General features: G+C 68.7%; 13 protein-coding genes. 4 read left to right on the forward strand and 9 right to left on the reverse strand.

What is annotated here, in order from left to right:
- Positions 1 to 31: 31 nt before the first annotated feature.
- The 6 genes from efeB to ACWF4Z_RS35265 all read right to left on the reverse strand — a co-directional run bounded on the left by efeB (position 32) and on the right by ACWF4Z_RS35265 (position 7947).
- On the reverse strand, positions 32 to 1231 hold the full coding sequence (efeB, locus tag ACWF4Z_RS35240; protein WP_452247553.1) for an iron uptake transporter deferrochelatase/peroxidase subunit: 1200 nt from the start codon (positions 1229 to 1231) through the stop codon (positions 32 to 34).
- Complete coding sequence (locus ACWF4Z_RS35245; protein ID WP_452247554.1) at positions 1231 to 2382, reverse strand: EfeM/EfeO family lipoprotein; 1152 nt, start codon at positions 2380 to 2382, stop codon at positions 1231 to 1233. The genes efeB and ACWF4Z_RS35245 overlap by 1 nt, the downstream gene beginning before the upstream one ends.
- Positions 2383 to 2516: 134 nt before the next feature.
- Positions 2517 to 3425 (reverse strand): ribonuclease Z, encoded by a 909-nt coding sequence (locus ACWF4Z_RS35250; RefSeq protein WP_452247555.1) that lies wholly within the window; start codon positions 3423 to 3425, stop codon positions 2517 to 2519.
- Positions 3418 to 4389 (reverse strand): pyridoxal-phosphate dependent enzyme, encoded by a 972-nt coding sequence (locus ACWF4Z_RS35255; RefSeq protein WP_452247556.1) that lies wholly within the window; start codon positions 4387 to 4389, stop codon positions 3418 to 3420. Before ACWF4Z_RS35255 ends, ACWF4Z_RS35250 begins: the two co-directional genes overlap by 8 nt.
- The gene (locus ACWF4Z_RS35260) at positions 4389 to 7370 is read right to left on the reverse strand and encodes a glycine--tRNA ligase (protein ID WP_452247580.1); all 2982 of its coding nucleotides are present in this window, start codon (positions 7368 to 7370) and stop codon (positions 4389 to 4391) included. The genes ACWF4Z_RS35255 and ACWF4Z_RS35260 overlap by 1 nt, the downstream gene beginning before the upstream one ends.
- A gap of 55 nt (positions 7371 to 7425) precedes the next feature.
- The gene (locus tag ACWF4Z_RS35265) at positions 7426 to 7947 is read right to left on the reverse strand and encodes a TetR/AcrR family transcriptional regulator (protein WP_452247557.1); all 522 of its coding nucleotides are present in this window, start codon (positions 7945 to 7947) and stop codon (positions 7426 to 7428) included.
- Positions 7948 to 8034: 87 nt separating this feature from the next.
- Here ACWF4Z_RS35265 and ACWF4Z_RS35270 point away from each other — a divergent pair, with 87 nt between their 5' ends.
- Positions 8035 to 8934, forward strand: a complete 900-nt coding sequence (locus ACWF4Z_RS35270; RefSeq protein ID WP_452247558.1) for a TIGR03564 family F420-dependent LLM class oxidoreductase — start codon at positions 8035 to 8037, stop codon at positions 8932 to 8934.
- A 31-nt stretch (positions 8935 to 8965) separates the two neighbouring features.
- Here ACWF4Z_RS35270 and ACWF4Z_RS35275 read toward each other — a convergent pair whose 3' ends face one another.
- The gene (locus ACWF4Z_RS35275; protein ID WP_452247559.1) at positions 8966 to 9325 is read right to left on the reverse strand and encodes a winged helix-turn-helix transcriptional regulator; all 360 of its coding nucleotides are present in this window, start codon (positions 9323 to 9325) and stop codon (positions 8966 to 8968) included.
- A gap of 70 nt (positions 9326 to 9395) precedes the next feature.
- Here ACWF4Z_RS35275 and ACWF4Z_RS35280 point away from each other — a divergent pair, with 70 nt between their 5' ends.
- Together ACWF4Z_RS35280 and ACWF4Z_RS35285 are read left to right on the forward strand one after the other, a co-directional pair.
- Positions 9396 to 10340, forward strand: coding sequence for an NADP-dependent oxidoreductase (locus tag ACWF4Z_RS35280; RefSeq protein WP_452247560.1), 945 nt, complete (start codon positions 9396 to 9398; stop codon positions 10338 to 10340).
- Between the two features lie 220 nt (positions 10341 to 10560).
- Complete coding sequence (locus ACWF4Z_RS35285; protein WP_452247561.1) at positions 10561 to 11187, forward strand: superoxide dismutase; 627 nt, start codon at positions 10561 to 10563, stop codon at positions 11185 to 11187.
- 96 nt (positions 11188 to 11283) lie between these two features.
- Here the strand turns inward: ACWF4Z_RS35285 and ACWF4Z_RS35290 are convergent, their stop codons facing one another.
- Positions 11284 to 12087: an alpha/beta fold hydrolase gene (locus ACWF4Z_RS35290; RefSeq protein WP_452247562.1), complete on the reverse strand. Its 804-nt coding sequence runs from the start codon at positions 12085 to 12087 to the stop codon at positions 11284 to 11286.
- A gap of 859 nt (positions 12088 to 12946) precedes the next feature.
- Between ACWF4Z_RS35290 and ACWF4Z_RS35295 the strand changes: the two genes are divergently transcribed.
- Positions 12947 to 14392 (forward strand): FAD-dependent monooxygenase, encoded by a 1446-nt coding sequence (locus ACWF4Z_RS35295; RefSeq protein ID WP_452247563.1) that lies wholly within the window; start codon positions 12947 to 12949, stop codon positions 14390 to 14392.
- Positions 14393 to 14504: 112 nt separating this feature from the next.
- Here ACWF4Z_RS35295 and ACWF4Z_RS35300 read toward each other — a convergent pair whose 3' ends face one another.
- Positions 14505 to 15761, reverse strand: coding sequence for an RNA polymerase sigma factor (locus ACWF4Z_RS35300; RefSeq protein ID WP_452247564.1), 1257 nt, complete (start codon positions 15759 to 15761; stop codon positions 14505 to 14507).
- Positions 15762 to 16251 lie beyond the last annotated feature (490 nt).

A 16251-nucleotide genomic window follows, 5' to 3' on the forward strand; every position in this document is an offset into this window, starting at 1 on the left:
CTTGCACGCATGCCTTTCCCTCCTGAGTAACTCATGCGAGCAACGACCGCCCGAAGTGGTCGTTGCCGTCCCGTACACCGGGAAGCACGAAGAAGTAACCGCCACCGACCGGCCGGATGTAGTCGACGAGAGGCTCGTCGATCAGCCTGGTCTGTACGGCTTCGAACTGCCGGGCGATGTCCTGCTGGTACGCGCAGAACACCAGGCCCATGTCCAGGTTCCCGACCGAGTCGGTCCCCTTGTCGTAGTTGTAACCGCGGCGCAGGAACTGGCTGGACGCCGTCTGCGCCGTTCGGGGGTTGGCCATCCGGATGTGGCTGGTCAACGGGACCGCGTTGCCGGTCGGATCGGCCGGATAGTCCGGCAGATCGGTCTCGTGGTTGCCGTCCAGCGGCGCACCGGAGTCCCGCCGCCGGCCGAACATGTTCTCCTGCTCACCGACCGACACCCGGTCCCAGAACTCGACCAGCATCCGGATCTGGCGCAGCACCTGGTAGCTGCCGCCCTCGGTCCAGGCCGGCTCGCCGTTGCCCTTGACCACCCACACGAGCTTGTCGTGATCGGAGGTGGCCGGTTTGACGGTGCCGTCCTTGAACCCCATCAGGTTGCGCTGCGTGCCGGACGGCCGCGGCGGACTCTGGAAACCGTCGACGCGCCACCGCAGCTGCATGGCGCCGCGCGTGTGCCGGGCGATGTCGCGCAGCGCGTGCAGCACGGTGTCCGGCTCCGTCGCACATAACTGCAGGCTCAGATCCCCGTGGCACTGGCTCTCGTCCAGGCTGTCGTTGGGGAACTCCTTCATCGGCGTCAGCTTGGCGGGCTTCTTGTCCTTCAGGCCGTAACGCCCGTCGAACAGCGAGGCCCCCACCCCAACGGTGACCGTGAGGTCGTCGCCCGGCATGTCCGGACCGAGTACGCCGGAGTCCGCGGGCGGGGCCGTGATCCCGAGTGGCGGGAGCGCGCCCCCCGCGGTCAGCAGCCGAGCCCGGTCGGTCAGGGTCTTCAGCAGCTCGGTGAGCTCGGCCTTGTCGGCCGCGATCACATCGAACGACGCGAAGATCGCCTGCTTCTGTGGATCGTTCTCGATTCCGGCCTGGTGTACGCCGTGGAACTCCACCGACGTGGTGGTCGACGCATCGGCCTCGGCGGACACCGAGAGACCGGTCACGGCCGCCGCGCCGGCGCCGACGATCGCGCCCCGCAAGAAGGACCGGCGTCCTACGTCGGTCATCAGCTTCTCCGAACTTCGCAGATTGCGGCGACAGGGGCGAGCTGCTCCAGCAACTCGCCGACCGCGCCGTTCAGGTGTTCACGGGTGGCCTGGTCGAGCTGGCCGACCGGGGTGTTCAGGTGCGCGGTCAGCAGCGCGCGGACCCGGTCTTCCGACTTCTGCACCTGGGGCAACTCCGGGTACCGCGGCTTGAGCACGGGATTCAGGATGGCCAGCACCTTCGCCGTACCGTTCAGGTTCGCCAGCGTGGTGTTCAGCGATGTGCCGCTGCCCTGGTCGTTCTCGCCGGTGAGCTCGAACTGGAGCGCGTTCTCCATGATTTCGTGGGCGCGCAGCCCGAGGTCGTTGGGATCCACCTGCTCGTTCGGCAGATCCTTCTGCAGGCCGTGGACGTCGGCGGCCAACTGGTCGGCGATCGGCTTCAGGCCGGCAGCGGAAGCGTTGTGCCACAGGCCCTTTTCGAGCGGGTGGAAGCCGGCGGATCCGTCGATCTTGTCGGCGAAGTCGCCGAACGCGTCGTAGGCCGCGCCGAGCGAGTTGTACGCCAGGTGCGCGGCCAACCAGTCCGTCCTCGCCGCCTTCAGGTCACCCGTGTCCACGTCCGCGCGCAGCTTGTCCGTCTTGGTTGCGAGGTCGGCGACCCCGCCGGCGACCGCGGCCTCGTACTGCTTGACCAGCGGGAGCATCTCGTTCTTGGTCACTACAACCGCGGCCGGACCACCCTTCGCGTCGCCCGCCACGGTGACTGTCGGACCCGTGATCGCGTCGGTGTCTTCGATCAGGCAACGGATCGCGTAGCGGCCGGCGCCGAGTTGCACGTCCATCGGTGCGCTCGTGTTCGGGCCCAGACCCTCGACCTCGCCGTACACCTTGTTGCTGCCGACCTCGACGAGGTCGACCTCGGAGGCCGCATCACCGGTGTTGTGCAGGGTGAGCGTCTGCCGACCGGTCTTCGCGTCGGTCCAGCCCTGACCGCATTGGCTGCGCGACACGGTGATCTCGGACGGACTACCGGCCGCGCTGGCCGAACCCTCCCAGGGCCGCCAGACGGCTACCGCCACCACCGCGCCGACACCAACCAGTGCGATGGCCGCCGGCAGGCGACGGGGAGTGCGCACGAGAGGTTGCTCCTGATGATCGGCAATTTCCATTCGCCGAGAATGCTAATCCGCCGTCGCGGTAGTTGAGCACTCATGAGCCGCTGGTCATTCACTGTTCACCCAGCCCTCGGTCGGCCGACATCGGCGCCAGGGCCGAATTTCCCCGGACTGCTGCGGAAATCCGGCTAGCGGCGGGACGGGACAGGTGTACGGCTCAGATCCGAGGCGACCACGATCTCGCCGGAGAACTCGGCGGCGGCCTCCTCGTGGAACCGCTCAGGCTCCAGGTAGCGCTGCGAGAAGTGGGTCAGCACGAGCTTCCGCACCCCACACTCGGCCGCGACCCGCGCGGCCTGGCGAGCGGTCAGGTGCCCGAACCGGCGGGCCAGCTCGGTCTCCGACGACAGGTACGTCGACTCGATCACCAGAAGGTCCGCGTCAGCGGCCAGACGCAGGACGTTGTCGCAGAGTCGGGTGTCCATGATGAACGCGAACCGCTGACCCGGCCGCGGTTCGCTGACGTCCTCGATCCGGACCGTACGACCGTCCACGACCAGCGATCCCGCGTGCTGCAACCGGCCGACGTCCGGCCCACTGACGCCGTACGCCGCGAGCTCGGCCGGGAGCATGCGGCGACCGTCGGGCTCGATCAACTGGTATCCGAAGGACTCCACCGAGTGTTCGAGCCGCCGAGCCCACAGCTGTCCGAACGAGCCCACCGAGAGCAGACCGTCGTCCTCGACCGGCTCTTCGAGGAGCTCGGCCCGTTCGAAGAAGGACGCGGCGTATCGCAAGCGGGTGAAGTAGGTCTGCCCGGACGCCGGATAGTGCGCACGAACAGGATGCGGTACGTCGTCCAGCGACATCCGCTGCACAATCCCCGGTACGCCGAGACAGTGGTCGCCGTGGAAGTGGGTCACGCACAGCCGGGTGATCGCACCGGCCGCGATCCCGGCGTACAGCATCTGCCGTTGGGTGCCCTCGCCCGGGTCGAAGAGGAAGCCCTCGTCGTCCCAGCGCAGGAAGTACCCGTTCTGCGTGCGTTCCCTGGACGGCACCTGACTTCCGGTGCCCAGAACAACTAACTCACGCAAGCGCCGCCACCAGCGTGCTCGAGGAGATGTTGCCGCCGCACGACACGACGGCGACCCGCCGGCCGGCCAGCTCGGTACGACGATCACGCGCGGCCGCGAACGCGAGGGCGGCCGAACCCTCGATCAACTGGTGTTCGGTGTCGATCACCAGCCGGAGCGCGGACCGGATCGAGTCCTCACTGACCAGCACCCACTCGTCGACCAGCTCGCTGCACAGGTCGAAGGTGATACTCCCTGGCTCGACACTTCCCGCCGTGCCGTCGGAGAGTGTCGTCGATGCATTGATCTGGACGATCGCCCCCGCGCGGACCGACGCGGCCATCGCGTCGTCGACGGCGGGCTGGGCGCCGTACACCGTGATCCCGGGCAGGTGCTTCTTGAGCACGGCGGCGACACCGCTGATCAGTTCGCCGCCGCCAACGGCAACCACCACCGCGTCGAGCGGCGAACCGCCCAGCTGCTCGAGGATCTCCACGGCCGTGGTGCCCTGTCCTGCAACGACATCCGCGTCGTTGTACGGCGACACGAACGTCAGGCCGTGCTCGGCCGCATAGGCCCGCGCCTTCGGTTCGAGGACGCCGGAATCGTTGCCCTCAGCCCGTATCTCCAGCCCGAGCCGGCGCAACGCGGCGACCTTGCTCGGCGACGCGTTCTCGGGCAGGTAGACGATCCCGTGCCCACCCAGCGTCGCGAGCGCGTTGCCGACGCCGAGGCCGTGGTTCCCGGTCGAGGCCGTGACGACCCCGGCCTGCCGCTGCTCGTCCGTAAGCGTCAGAACCTTCGCCATCGCCCCGCGCGCCTTGAACGATCCGGTCCGCTGGAGGTGCTCGCTCTTCACGAGCACCGCCGCGCCGACCTCGTCGCTCAGCGCGCCGTACCGCACGAGCGGCGTCGGCGGCAGATGCGCTCGCAACCGCGGCGCAAACTCCTCCGACCGCTCGGCAACCTCCGTAGGCGTCAGCATCAGGCCGACAGGCTGGACCCGAGCGCCTGCCAGTCCAGGACCGGAGCAGCCAGTTGGCTGATGGTGGCCAGCAGCCCCAAGCGAGCGGCCCGGACCTCCGGCTCCTTGGCCATCACCAGGATCTCGTCGAAGAACGTGGTGACCGGCTCGACCAGGACTGTCGCGGCGCTGACGAAGTCGGCCAGGTCGGCGGGAGCTTGGCCCACCTTCTGGACGGCTTCGTGCAGGACCACCTCGGCGGGCTCAGTGAGCTTGCTCGGGTCGTACGACGGATCAGTGCCCTCGGGGACGATCCGGCGGACGCGTTGGAGAACGGCGACCAGCTCGGCGAAGTCGGGGTTGCCCACCAAGCCCTGCAAGGTTTTCAGAGTCTCATCGGCGACCGCGGGGGCTGTTGCCAACGGCAACACTGCGGCGACCTGCAGGTGGTCGTCACCACGGTCGAGCAGCTGCTGCTCGTACCGCCGTACGGTGAACTCGGCGACCTCGTCCAGAGACTCAGCCGGTACGTCGATGCCCTGGGCACCGATCTCCGCGGCGGCGGCCTGCAGACCGACGGGCAGCGTGATCGCCCGTAGCTCCGGGTGTTCGCGCAGAATCGCCACCACACCGGCGGCCGCGCGACGCAGCGCGAACGGGTCCGAGCTACCGGTCGGCTTCGCGCCGATGCCGAAGAGACCGGCCAGCAAGTCGAAGCGATCCGCCAACGCCAGCAGGGCACCCGGCGTCGTCGACGGCACCGGATCACCGGCCGAACGCGGCAACTCCATGTCGTACAAGGCCTGCGCGACGGCCTCGGTCTCACCGGCCCGACGCGCGTACTCACGGGCCATCGTGCCCGCCAGGCTGGTCAGCTCGACCACCATCTGCGAACCGAGGTCGAACTTCGCCAGCTCCGCAGCCCGACGCAGCGTGGTCAGGTCGTCCTCGCCCAGCTCGACGACCGGAGCCAGCGCAAGCGCGATCCGCCCGATCCGGCCCGCGCGGTCCGCCATCGACCCGAGCTTCTCCTCGAAGGCGAGCTTGTCCAGCTCGCCCTTCATGTCCTCGAGCGAGGTCTCCAGGTCGGCCCGCCAGAAGAACGCGGCGTCCTCGTAGCGCGCCCGCAGGACCGCCTCGTTTCCACTGCGGACGACGTCTTCCTCGACCGAACCGTTGGCGACGGCAACAAAGTGTGGAAGCAACTTGCCCGCGGCATCGCGGACCGGCAGGTACCGCTGGTGCTTGCGCATCACCGTGGTGAGGATCTCGCTCGGCAGGTCGAGGTAGTCGGCCGAGAAGTGACCGAGGATCGCGGTCGGTTCCTCGACCAGGTTGACGATCTGGTCGACCAGAGCGGCCTCGCCCTCGAAGTCGATGGTGCCGCCGGCATCGGTCGCGAGCTGCCGCGACGTCGTGACGATGGCGTCGCGGCGACGCGCCGGATCGGCCTCGATGCCGTGGATCCGGAGCAGATCCAGGTACCCCTCGGCGGAGGCGACCTCGACCTGCGGCGGCGCGGCCGTCCGGTGGACCCGCGTGGTCCGGCCGGCGGCGAGCGACGACACCGAGACCGGGACGATCTCGTCGCCGAGCAGTGCGACCAGCCAGCGAACCGGCCGGGTGAACGACAGCTTGGCGTCGTTCCAGCGCATGTTCTTGTCCGACCGCAGGCCGCTGACGATCTCGCTCAGGACGCCGCTCAGGACCTCGGCCGCACCACGACCCGGGTCCGGCTTGGTGACCGCGACGTACTCGACGCCGTCGACCTCGAGCGTGTGCAGCTCACCGCCCTCGACACCCTGACCACGCGCGAACCCGGCGGCGGCCTTGGTGAGGTTGCCGTCGCCGTCGTACGCGGCCGCCTTGCGCGGGCCACGCACCACTCGCTCCGCGTCCGGCTCGCCGGCCTGGACGCCGGCGACGAACGCGACCACGCGACGAGGTGTTGCGTACGTCGTGATGTCGCCATGGCCCAGCCTGGTCGCGGCGAGTTTCTCCGTCAGGGCCGCGCGAACGGCCTCGGCCGTCTTGGTGACCTCGGACGGCGGCATCTCTTCGGTACCGATCTCGAAGGTCAGCTGCCGGGTCCCGCTGATCGCCGGGAACTCGGTCGGCTGGGGCGCGGCCGGCGGCAGCTCTGCCATCCCGAGTGGGTACTTCAGCTCTTCGCGCCGTTCGGCCCACAGCCGCGAGACCTCGCGGGCCAGGGTCCTCATCCGGCCGAAGGCCTTGGCGCGTTCCGTCGTACTCACGGCACCGCGGGCGTCGAGCACATTGAACGTGTGCGAGCAGCGCAGCACCTGGATGTGCGCGGGCACCGGGAGGCGGTCGTCGATCATCCGGCGGGCCTCGTTCGCGTACTCCTCGAACAGGCGCTTCTGCGACTCGACATCGGCATCGTCCAGGTAGTAGCGGCTCATTTCGTACTCGGCCTGGCCGAATGCTTCGCCGTACGAGATCCCTGGCGCGTAAGCGATGTCCTTGAAGTGCGAGACGCCCTGCAGCGCCATCATGATCCGCTCGATGCCGTAGGTGATCTCGACCGACACCGGGTCCACCGTCATGCCGCCGGCTTGCTGGAAGTACGTGAACTGGGTGATCTCCAGACCGTCCAGCCACACCTCCCAGCCCAGACCCCAGGAACCGGTCGCCGGGTTCGCCCAGTTGTCCTCGACGAACCGGACGTCATGGGCGTGGATGTCGACGCCGAGCGCCTCGAGGCTGGACAGGAACAGCTCCTGCGGGTTGCCCGGGTCCGGCTTGAGCACCACCTGGAACTGGGTGTGGGTCTGCAGGCGGTTCGGGTTCTCGCCGTAGCGGCTGTCGTCGGGCCGCACACTCGGCTCGACGTACGCGACCCGCCACGGCTCGGGACCGAGCACGCGCAGGATCGTCGCGGGGTTCAGCGTCCCGGCACCGACCTCGGTGTTGAACGGCTGCACGATCATGCAGCCCCGATCGGTCCAGTACTTCGTCAGCGCGATCAGCGCGTCCTGCATGGTGAGCACAACAAACCTCAAGCCATCGTTCGGAGGGTTTAGACCACGAAGTCTATTAGCTAGGACCGGGTGCTATCCCCTGGATTGCCAGGTCGAGGAGACGGTCGGCCTGGGTGGTGTCCTGGCCGCTGGCCAGTGAGATGCCGTTGACGAGTTTCAGCAGCTCGTCGATCGTGATGTCGTCGCGGACCTGAGCCCGGTCGAGGAGGCTGCCGCCGGCGGCGAGGATGCGCTCGTGACACTCCGAGCCTCGCTCGGCACTCATCACCAGAGCCGGCCCCAGACCGCGGGTGCTGGTGATGTGGGCAACCATGCCGTGCAGCCAGATCGTCAACGCCTGCAGGGGTTCTGGATGAGCCTGCAGCTCTTCGGCCTGACGGCAGACGGTGTCGATGCTGTTCCGGAACACCGCCTCGAGCAACGCACCCCGGCCGCCGAAGTGGCGGTGCAGCGTGGCCGAACCGACGCCGGCCCGGCGCGAGATCTCCTCCAGCGAGGCGTCGGCGCCCTGCTCACCGACGACCTCCGCGGCGACCGCGACCAAGCGGTCGTAGTTCCGCTGCGCGTCGGCTCGCATGATCAACTCTCTTGCTAACTGGGGTGGTCCCCCATATCGTAGCAAGGCATAACTGGGGGACCACCCCGTTTACCACTGGAGGCTTGGATGCAGATCGGACTCGCGTACGGCGACGTGCGCGGACAACGCACCCTCGGTGTGATCGCCGAGCAGCTCCGGGCGACAGAGCGCACGGCCTGGATCTCGCAGGGACCGAACGTCGACGCCCTCACCACGCTCGCTGTAGCGGGCCCGGGATCTTCCGAGCTCGGCACGGCGGTAGTGCCGTTCCCGCAACGGCATCCGTTGGTGCTCGCCAGTCAGGCCTTGACCGTCCAGGCAGCGACTGGCAATCGTTTGATTCTGGGGATCGGGGCGGGGATCGCGCGGATGGTCGACACGATGTACGGGCTGCCCACGGACCGGCCGGCCCGACGGCTCCGCGAGTACCTGGAAGTGCTGCGGCCCTTGCTGCGCGGAGAGTCCGTCGACCATCACGGCGACACGCTGACCGCGGTTGGATCAGTCAGCGTCGAAGGCGCTGCGGCGCCGCCGGTCCTGGTCGCCGCGCTCGGGCCCGCGATGCTGCGGGTGGCGGGCGAGCTCGCCGACGGAACTATCACCTGGATGACCGGCCCTCGCACTCTGGCTGATCACGTCGTCCCTGCCATCACGAAGGCGGCGGACACTCCCCCGCGGATCGTGGCCGGGTTCGCGGTGTGCGTGACCGCCGAGGAGGACGCCGTACGCGGGCGGTTCGCGACCGACTTCGCGATGGCCGGCCAGGTGCCGGAGTACCGCGCAATGCTCGATCGCGAGGGCGCGACCGGACCGGCCGACGTACTGCTCGTCGGTGCCGAAGACGCGATCGCCAAGCGGTTCGACCAGTTGCGCGACACCGGCATCACCGACCTGATGCTCGCGCCGATCGGCACAGCCGCCGAGCAAGAACGAACCATGAATTTCCTCGCCGAGTGTCCATCGGACCAGGAGCCGCTTATGGAGTAGGCCCGAGCAGCCGGCGGAGTTCGCGAAGGCGCTAGGCGCTGAGCTCGTCGAGGTGGGTCTCGACCCAGGTGCGTAGGGCTGCGAGCGGCTGGGAGACGCTGTGGCCGAGCTCGGTCAGCGAGTATTCGACGTGCAACGGCACGGCCGGGTAGATCTCCCGATGCAGGAAGCCGTTGTCCTCGAGCCGGCGCAACGTCTGGGTCAGCACCTTCGGGCTGACCCCTTGCAGCCGCCGCTGCAGCTCGCCGAACCGCAACGGGCCGTCCTCCAGCGCACCGATCGCGAGGGCGGCCCACTTGTTCGCGAGCAGGTCGAGGACATCCCGGCACGGGCATTGCGAGGCGTACACGTCGTGCTTGTCGTGCATGCCGGTCAAACAGGTGGTCGCCATCGTCCGTACTTCCCATTAGGTAGTAGTGGTCCTTGCGGGATACTACCTCCCCTGCGATAGCTTCCGAGCCATGAGAGCCATCAGTCAAGACAGCTACGGCGGCCCCGAGGTCCTGCACCTGATCGAGGCCGACCGTCCCACGCCACTCCCGACCGAGGTCCTGGTCCGAGTTCACGCGGCCGGGATCAACCCGGTCGACGCGAAGACGCGAGCCGGCTCCGGTATGGCCGGCATCCTCGGCGGGCCGCCGTTCATCCTCGGCTGGGACGTCTCCGGCGTCGTCGAGGAGGTCGGGCACGGCGTGCACACGCTCGCGGTCGGCGACGAGGTCTACGGGATGCCGTGGTTCCCGCGCGCCGCGTCGGCGTACGCGGAGTACGTCACCGCGCCTTCGCGTCACTTCGCCCGCAAGCCATCCAACCTCAGCCACACCGAGGCTGCGGCCGTCCCGCTGGCCGGGCTCACGGCGTACCAGATCCTGACCGTGCTGGCCGACGTGCAGGAGGGCCAGCGAGTGCTCGTCCACGCGGCCGCGGGCGGGGTCGGGCACCTGGCCGTCCAGTTCGCCAAGCAGCTCGGCGCATACGTCATCGGTACGGCGAGTGCCGGTAAGCACGACTGGCTGCGCGGACTCGGCGCGGACGAGGTGATCGACTACCACTCCGCGGACATTGCCGAGGTGGCCAAGGACATTGACGTCGTCGTGGAGCTGATCGGCAGCGAGACCACGCTGGCGCAGTCTGTGGCCGTCACCAGGCCGGGCGGCCTGATTGTCGCCGTACCGTCCGGGACCTCGCCGGAACTGCTCGCCAAGGCCAAGGAGTCCGGCGTGCGGGTGGCGTCGTACCTGGTTGAGCCCGACGGCCACGCGCTCGCCGAGATCGCCGCACTGATCGAGAGCGGAGCGGTCCGGGTCGAGGTCGAGGAGGTCTTTGCGCTCGCCGACGCGGCCGCCGCGCACCGTCGGCTGGAGAGCGGCCGGACCCGCGGGAAGCTGGTACTTGCGGTCAAGTGAGACTCCGCCGTGGGTTCCGCGGGACAGTATGTGAAGCTGGAGGGGTCCGGTCGGTACGCCGTGTGAGCGGCGGTCGAAGCGGGCACTGGCCGGAGGTGCCGGGCGGGGCGGCTGTCCCGCGTGGCGCCTTGACCTCAACCCTGGTTGAAGTTTCAAGCTGGTGGCTGAACCAGGACATCGGTGATACCGGCCCCCGCGGGGCCCCGACGAAGGAGCAGAGTTGACCACGTACACGCTTCCCGACCTCCCCTACGACTACAGCGCCCTTGCGCCGAGCATCGCTGGCGAGATCATGGAGCTGCACCACGACAAGCACCACGCGACCTACGTGAAGGCCCTGAACGACACCCTCGACAAGCTGGCCGAGGCGCGCGAGAAGGGCGACTTCGGCTCGATCGTCGGGCTGGAGAAGACGCTCGCCTTCAACCTGGGCGGCCACGTCAACCACTCGATCTTCTGGAAGAACCTGTCCCCGGACGGCGGCGACAAGCCGGACGGCGAGCTCGGCGCCGCGATCGACGAGTCCTTCGGTTCGTTCGACGCCTTCCAGGCCAACTTCACCGCCAGCGCCACCACGATCCAGGGCTCCGGCTGGGCCATCCTGGGCTGGGACGGGCTCGGCGAGCAGTTGCTGATCCACCAGCTGTACGACCAGCAGGGCAACCTGCCGGCCGGACAGACCCCGATCGCCATGCTGGACATGTGGGAGCACGCGTTCTACCTGCAGTACAAGAACGTGAAGCCCGACTACGTGAAGGCGTGGTGGAACGTCGTCAACTGGGCCGACGCCCAGGCGCGCTTCGACGCTGCCCGCGCGGGCGGGGCCGGCCTGATCGCCGGCGCCTGATCCCAGCGGTTCTCCACACCATCACAATCTGTCGCGCCCGCCCGGTTCCCGCTCAGCGGGGCCGGGCGAGCGCGATTGTGATGGCCTGGAGATCCGTCACCGGCAGAACCCGGCAATGACCGGAGCGATCGCGGCCGTCTTGATCATGTGGTTCTGGCCTGGCACCTCGGTGTGGTCGGCGGCCGGCACCGCGTCCGCGAGCACCCGGGTCGACGTCTTCATCCAGCCCGGGCTCTTCCCGCCGTTCACGACGAGGACCGGACAGGCGATACCGGCCCACTGCGCCGAATCCATCGGGGTACCGAAGCAGTTGTCGCCGACGATCTCCGCGTCGTACGACAGGGTGGGGGCGACGGCGATCATCCCCTTCCAGCCGGGCATGAGCTTCATCATCGTCACCACGATCCCTGGCAGCCCGATCCCCTTGGTCATGAAGTACTTCACCGCGCCGGCCGGCTCGAGCGCCGCCAGGTCCGCGACCCACGTGCGCGGGATCGGCTTGCGGCTGCCGTCGACGACGTACGGCGGCTCGAACGCGACCAGCTTCTCGATCGCCACGCCTGCCGCCGCGGCCCGCAGCGCCAGCGCCGCGCCGGACGACGAGCCGTAGACGTACGCCGAACCACCCGCGGCCTCGATCACCGCCGCCAGGTCCTCGATCTCCCGCTCGACCTGATACGTCTCCGCGTTGCCGGAATCGCCCCGACCTCGCCGGTCGTAGTTGTAGACCGTGAACCGATCGGCCAGCCCTTCGGCCAGGTCGGGCATCGGGCCCTGCGCCCGGCTGCACAACGCCCCGTCGACGAGGACCAGCGCCGGTCCATCGCCGCGACGGTCGTACGTGATCGTCGTATCGTCCTTGGAAACCACTGCGTGCTGGGAAGCCACTGTGCTGCTCATCTCGATCTCCTCGTTCAGCGGGCCAAGCGGCCTCGTCACTGCGTCGAGCGACGACTCCGGAAATCGACACCAGGGTCGCGGGCCGAGGAGGAAAACCCGTGTCGTTCCGGGGTTTTCCGACCCTGGCTGTGAGATAGATCGCGGGCCGCAGTCGTCGGATGACAGTGTGTGCAGCCAGCACAAGCGTCCGCCCCCGCTTGCTGCACCAGGGTTGCCGGATCAGGTGTCCCGCACAAGGTGTTCCGCAGCGGGTTTGCCGCAGCGTGGCGCACGTTCCGGCCGGGAGCGAGCTTGGGGGCTCGTTGCGTTCCCGGCATCTGACGGAACTGGGAGGAAGCCTGTGAATGCTCGTACCTGGCTGGCCGGCCTTGCCGCCGGTGCAGTCGCACTGACCCTGGCGGCGCCGGGGTCCGCGAACGGCGCCCCACCGGACCCGGCGGTGCCGGTCCCGCTGGTGAGGGGCCCCGAGGTCCGCACCATCGACACCCCGAAGGCCGGCGGCGCCGGCGTCGTCACGAAGCGCGACGCGATCGGCCGCGCGCACTCGATCCGCCCGACGACCCCGTTGAAGGCGCCCGCCTCGGTCAGCGCGAAGGCGGCCAAGTCGGCTGGGAAACCAGCCGGCTCGATCTGTCCGACTTCACCGGCAAACAACTCAAGTTCCGCTGGACGGAGCACGGCAAGGACTTCGCCGACCTCCTCCCAGCCAACTGGTGGCTCGACAACGCAACGATCTACACCTGTTCGAAGTAGAAGGGCTGCTCCGAGTAGTCAGTAGCTAGCCCGACGAAACCCCCGGCGGATCCTGTCTGCCGGGCCTTTTCGGTCGGGTGATCCGTCGTCAGGTTAAGTTGCGCTCGTGGATGAGCCGGTCGTGGACGTGGTCGTGGTTGGCGGTGGGCCGACAGGGCTGCTGCTGGCCGGTGAGTTGAAGCTTGCGGGCATCGAGCCATTGGTGCTAGAGGCAACGACAGCGTCCGAACGGCGAGCGCGGAGCATTCACCTGCGCGGGATGAACGTGCGGAGCCTGCAGACACTCGCCTTACGCGGTCTGGACGACGACATCTTCGCCGCGCAGCGGGAGATGTTCGAGCTGATCGCCGCCAAGGGTGGCGAGGGTGCTGCCGCTCGAGTCGACTCGTTGATGAAGTTGCTGGAGGAGGGCCGGTCCCGCGGGCACTTCGGCCTCATGCCCCTGCTCGGCGACCCGAGCGACCAGCGTTGGGCGATGCTCCAACCCCACCAGATGGACCGGGTGCTGACGGAGTGGATCACCTCGCTCGGCGTCGTCGTACGCGACGGAACCGCTGTCGTCGATGTGGTCGACGAGGGCACGGCCGTGGTTGCCACGCTCGCGGACGGCTCGTCGGTCCGGGGACGCTACCTCGTCGGGTGCGATGGCGGCCGAAGCGTCGTACGGACAGCCGTGGGAATCGAGTTCGCCGGCACCGACGCGACCATGACCGGCCGGGTCGCCTCGGTCGCGGTCGCGGATCCTTCGGCGTTGCGGTCGAGCCCGCGCGCTCCGGGTGGTCTGCTGGAGGTCTCGATGCTGCCGGGCGAGATCGCGACGATCGAGTTCGCCGGCGGTCCGGATGACCGGCACGCGCCGCTGACCGCGGCGGAGATGCAGGCGAGCATCCGCCGTACGTCGGGAGTCCCGGACGTGACCGTGACCCGCTTCGACGGCGGGCTCCGGTTCAGCGACAACACCCGTCAGGCGACCACGTATCGCCGCGGCCGAGTGTTGCTGGCCGGGGACGCGGCGCACGTGCACTCGCCGATCGGCGGGCAGGGCCTCAACCTCGGCCTGCAGGACGCGGCCAACCTGGGCTGGAAGCTCGGCCTGGTCGCCCGCGGCCTGGTCGGCGACGAACTGCTGGACACGTACCACTCCGAACGGCATCCGATCGCGGCGTGGGTGCTGCGGAACACCCGGGCGCAGGTCGCGCTGATGCGCCCGGGTCCGCAGGTGGAGGCTCTCCGCGACGTGATGCGCGAGGTGATGGCTCTCCCCGACGCGCTCGCGTACTTCCTGGGGATGTCCAACGGCACCGAGATCGACTACGCCGGCACCGGCGACCCGTACGTCGGCAAATTCGTGCCTGCGGCAACCAAACTCCCGGACGGCCGAGGCCTCCTGGTCAACGTACGACGCCCCGGCTACGACAAGCGCCTCCGCCAGGTCGACGGCAAAACCCCGATGCTCATTCGTCCCGACGGTTACGTCGCCTGGGCCTCCCCTGCAGGCAACGACGAAGGCCTCACCGAAGCCCTGGAGCGCTGGTTCGGCCTACCGACCTAGGCAAGCCTCCTCCACAGCTCACAGTGACCGACCGCGAACGAGCCATCGCGACCGCGGTCGCGCAGGGCCGCACCAACCGCGAGATCGCCGCCGAGTGAGCCGGGTGCTGCTGCTAGCAGGCGGCGGCGCGTTCGAGGAGGAGGGTTCGTTCGCGTTCGTTGCGGGTGAGGGCTGCGGCTTTCTCGAATTCGTGGCGGGCTTCGTCGAGGCGGCCGAGTTTGAACAGGAGGTCTCCGCGGACGCTCGGGAGGAGGTGGTAGTCCTTGAGCGACGGGTCGTCGACCAGTTCGTCGACGGCTTCCAGGCCTCGCTCAGGACCGAAGGCCATCGAGATCGCGACGGCCTGGTTGAGCTCGACGACCGGTGACGGGGTGACCTGGGCGAGGACGGCGTACAGGCCGGCGATGCGGGTCCAGTCGGTGTCGTCGGGGTCCGCGGCGCGCGCGTGGCAGGCGGCGATCGCGGCCTGCAGCAGGTACGGGCCGGGTGGTTTCTCCAGCGCCCACGCGCGGTCGAGGCCTTCGAGGCCGCGGCGGATCAGCAGGCGGTCCCACCGGCGGCGGTCCTGCTCGAGCAGGAGGACGGGCTCGCCGTCGGGGCCGACGCGGGCGTTGGCGCGCGACGACTGGAGCTCCATCAACGCGAGCAGGCCGTGCACCTCGGGCTCGTCGGGCAGCAGCTCGGCCAGCAGGCGCCCGAGGCGCATCGCCTCGTTGCAGAGGGTCGGGCGCATCCAGTCGTCGCCGGCGGTCGCGGCGTACCCCTCGTTATAGATCAGGTAGACGACTTCCAGGACTGACGACAGCCGGTCGAGCAGGTCGTCACCTGCCGGGACCTCGAACTGCACGTTGGCCTTGGCGAGGTTGCGTTTGGCCCGCACGATCCGCTGGGCGATCGTTGCCTCCGGCGCCAGAAACGCGCGCGCGATCTCGTCGGTCTTCAGGCCGCCGAGCAGCCGAAGCGTCAGCGTGACCCGGGCGTCCATCGTGAGCACCGGATGACACGCCGTGAAGACCAGCCGCAGCAGGTCGTCCTCGATGTGGTCTTCCAGGATCGCTTCCACGTCGTCCTCGACACTCTCGCCGTCGATCTCGAGCTCGTGGCCCAACTCGGCGAGCTTGCGCTGGTACGTGTCCTTGCGCCGGATCAGGTCGATCGCGCGCCGCTTGGCGATCGCCATCAACCAGGCACCAGGATTCTTCGGTACGCCGGACTCCGGCCACTGCTCGAGCGCCGCCACCAACGCGTCCTGCGCCAGCTCCTCGGCCAGCCCGACGTCCCGCACGATCCGCGCGACCCCCGCGATGATCCGCGCCGACTCGATCCGCCAGACCGCGTCAACCGTCCCATGCGCCTCAGCAACCGTCACCCGCCGATAGAACAACACGAACAGCTCAACAGCAACCCACCCTCATCCCTCCCAACCATCTCACCGGAAGCCCGACGCACACCTTCGCCCGTGTGGCGTGTGGTTGGTGCCGGGTTTGGCGAGTCGTGGATTTCGGCGAGAATTGGCGCGTGTCGCCGACCCCGATCCACGACTCGACGCACGACGCCGGTGAATCTCGAGATGTGGCCGGGATTGTCCAGGTGGCGGGACTCGCCCTGCAGGGAAGAGTCCCGGGAGGATGGTGTGCCCGACGTGGGAAGATATCCACCCCAACCCCGGTCGCGCGGACACATGCCTGGATCAGCCAGTGCACCGGCTGCCGCACCCAACCACACCGAACCAACCGAACCAGGCCACCCCGATCCCACACCGACCAACCGGGATCACATCACCTGGCTCATAGCTCCCCGCGGGATCCGCGTAGCTGCGTCCTTCCCTGGTCACGGCGGTGTGGGTCAAGGGTCGAAGA

Source organism: Kribbella sp. NPDC055071, from assembly GCF_053608045.1.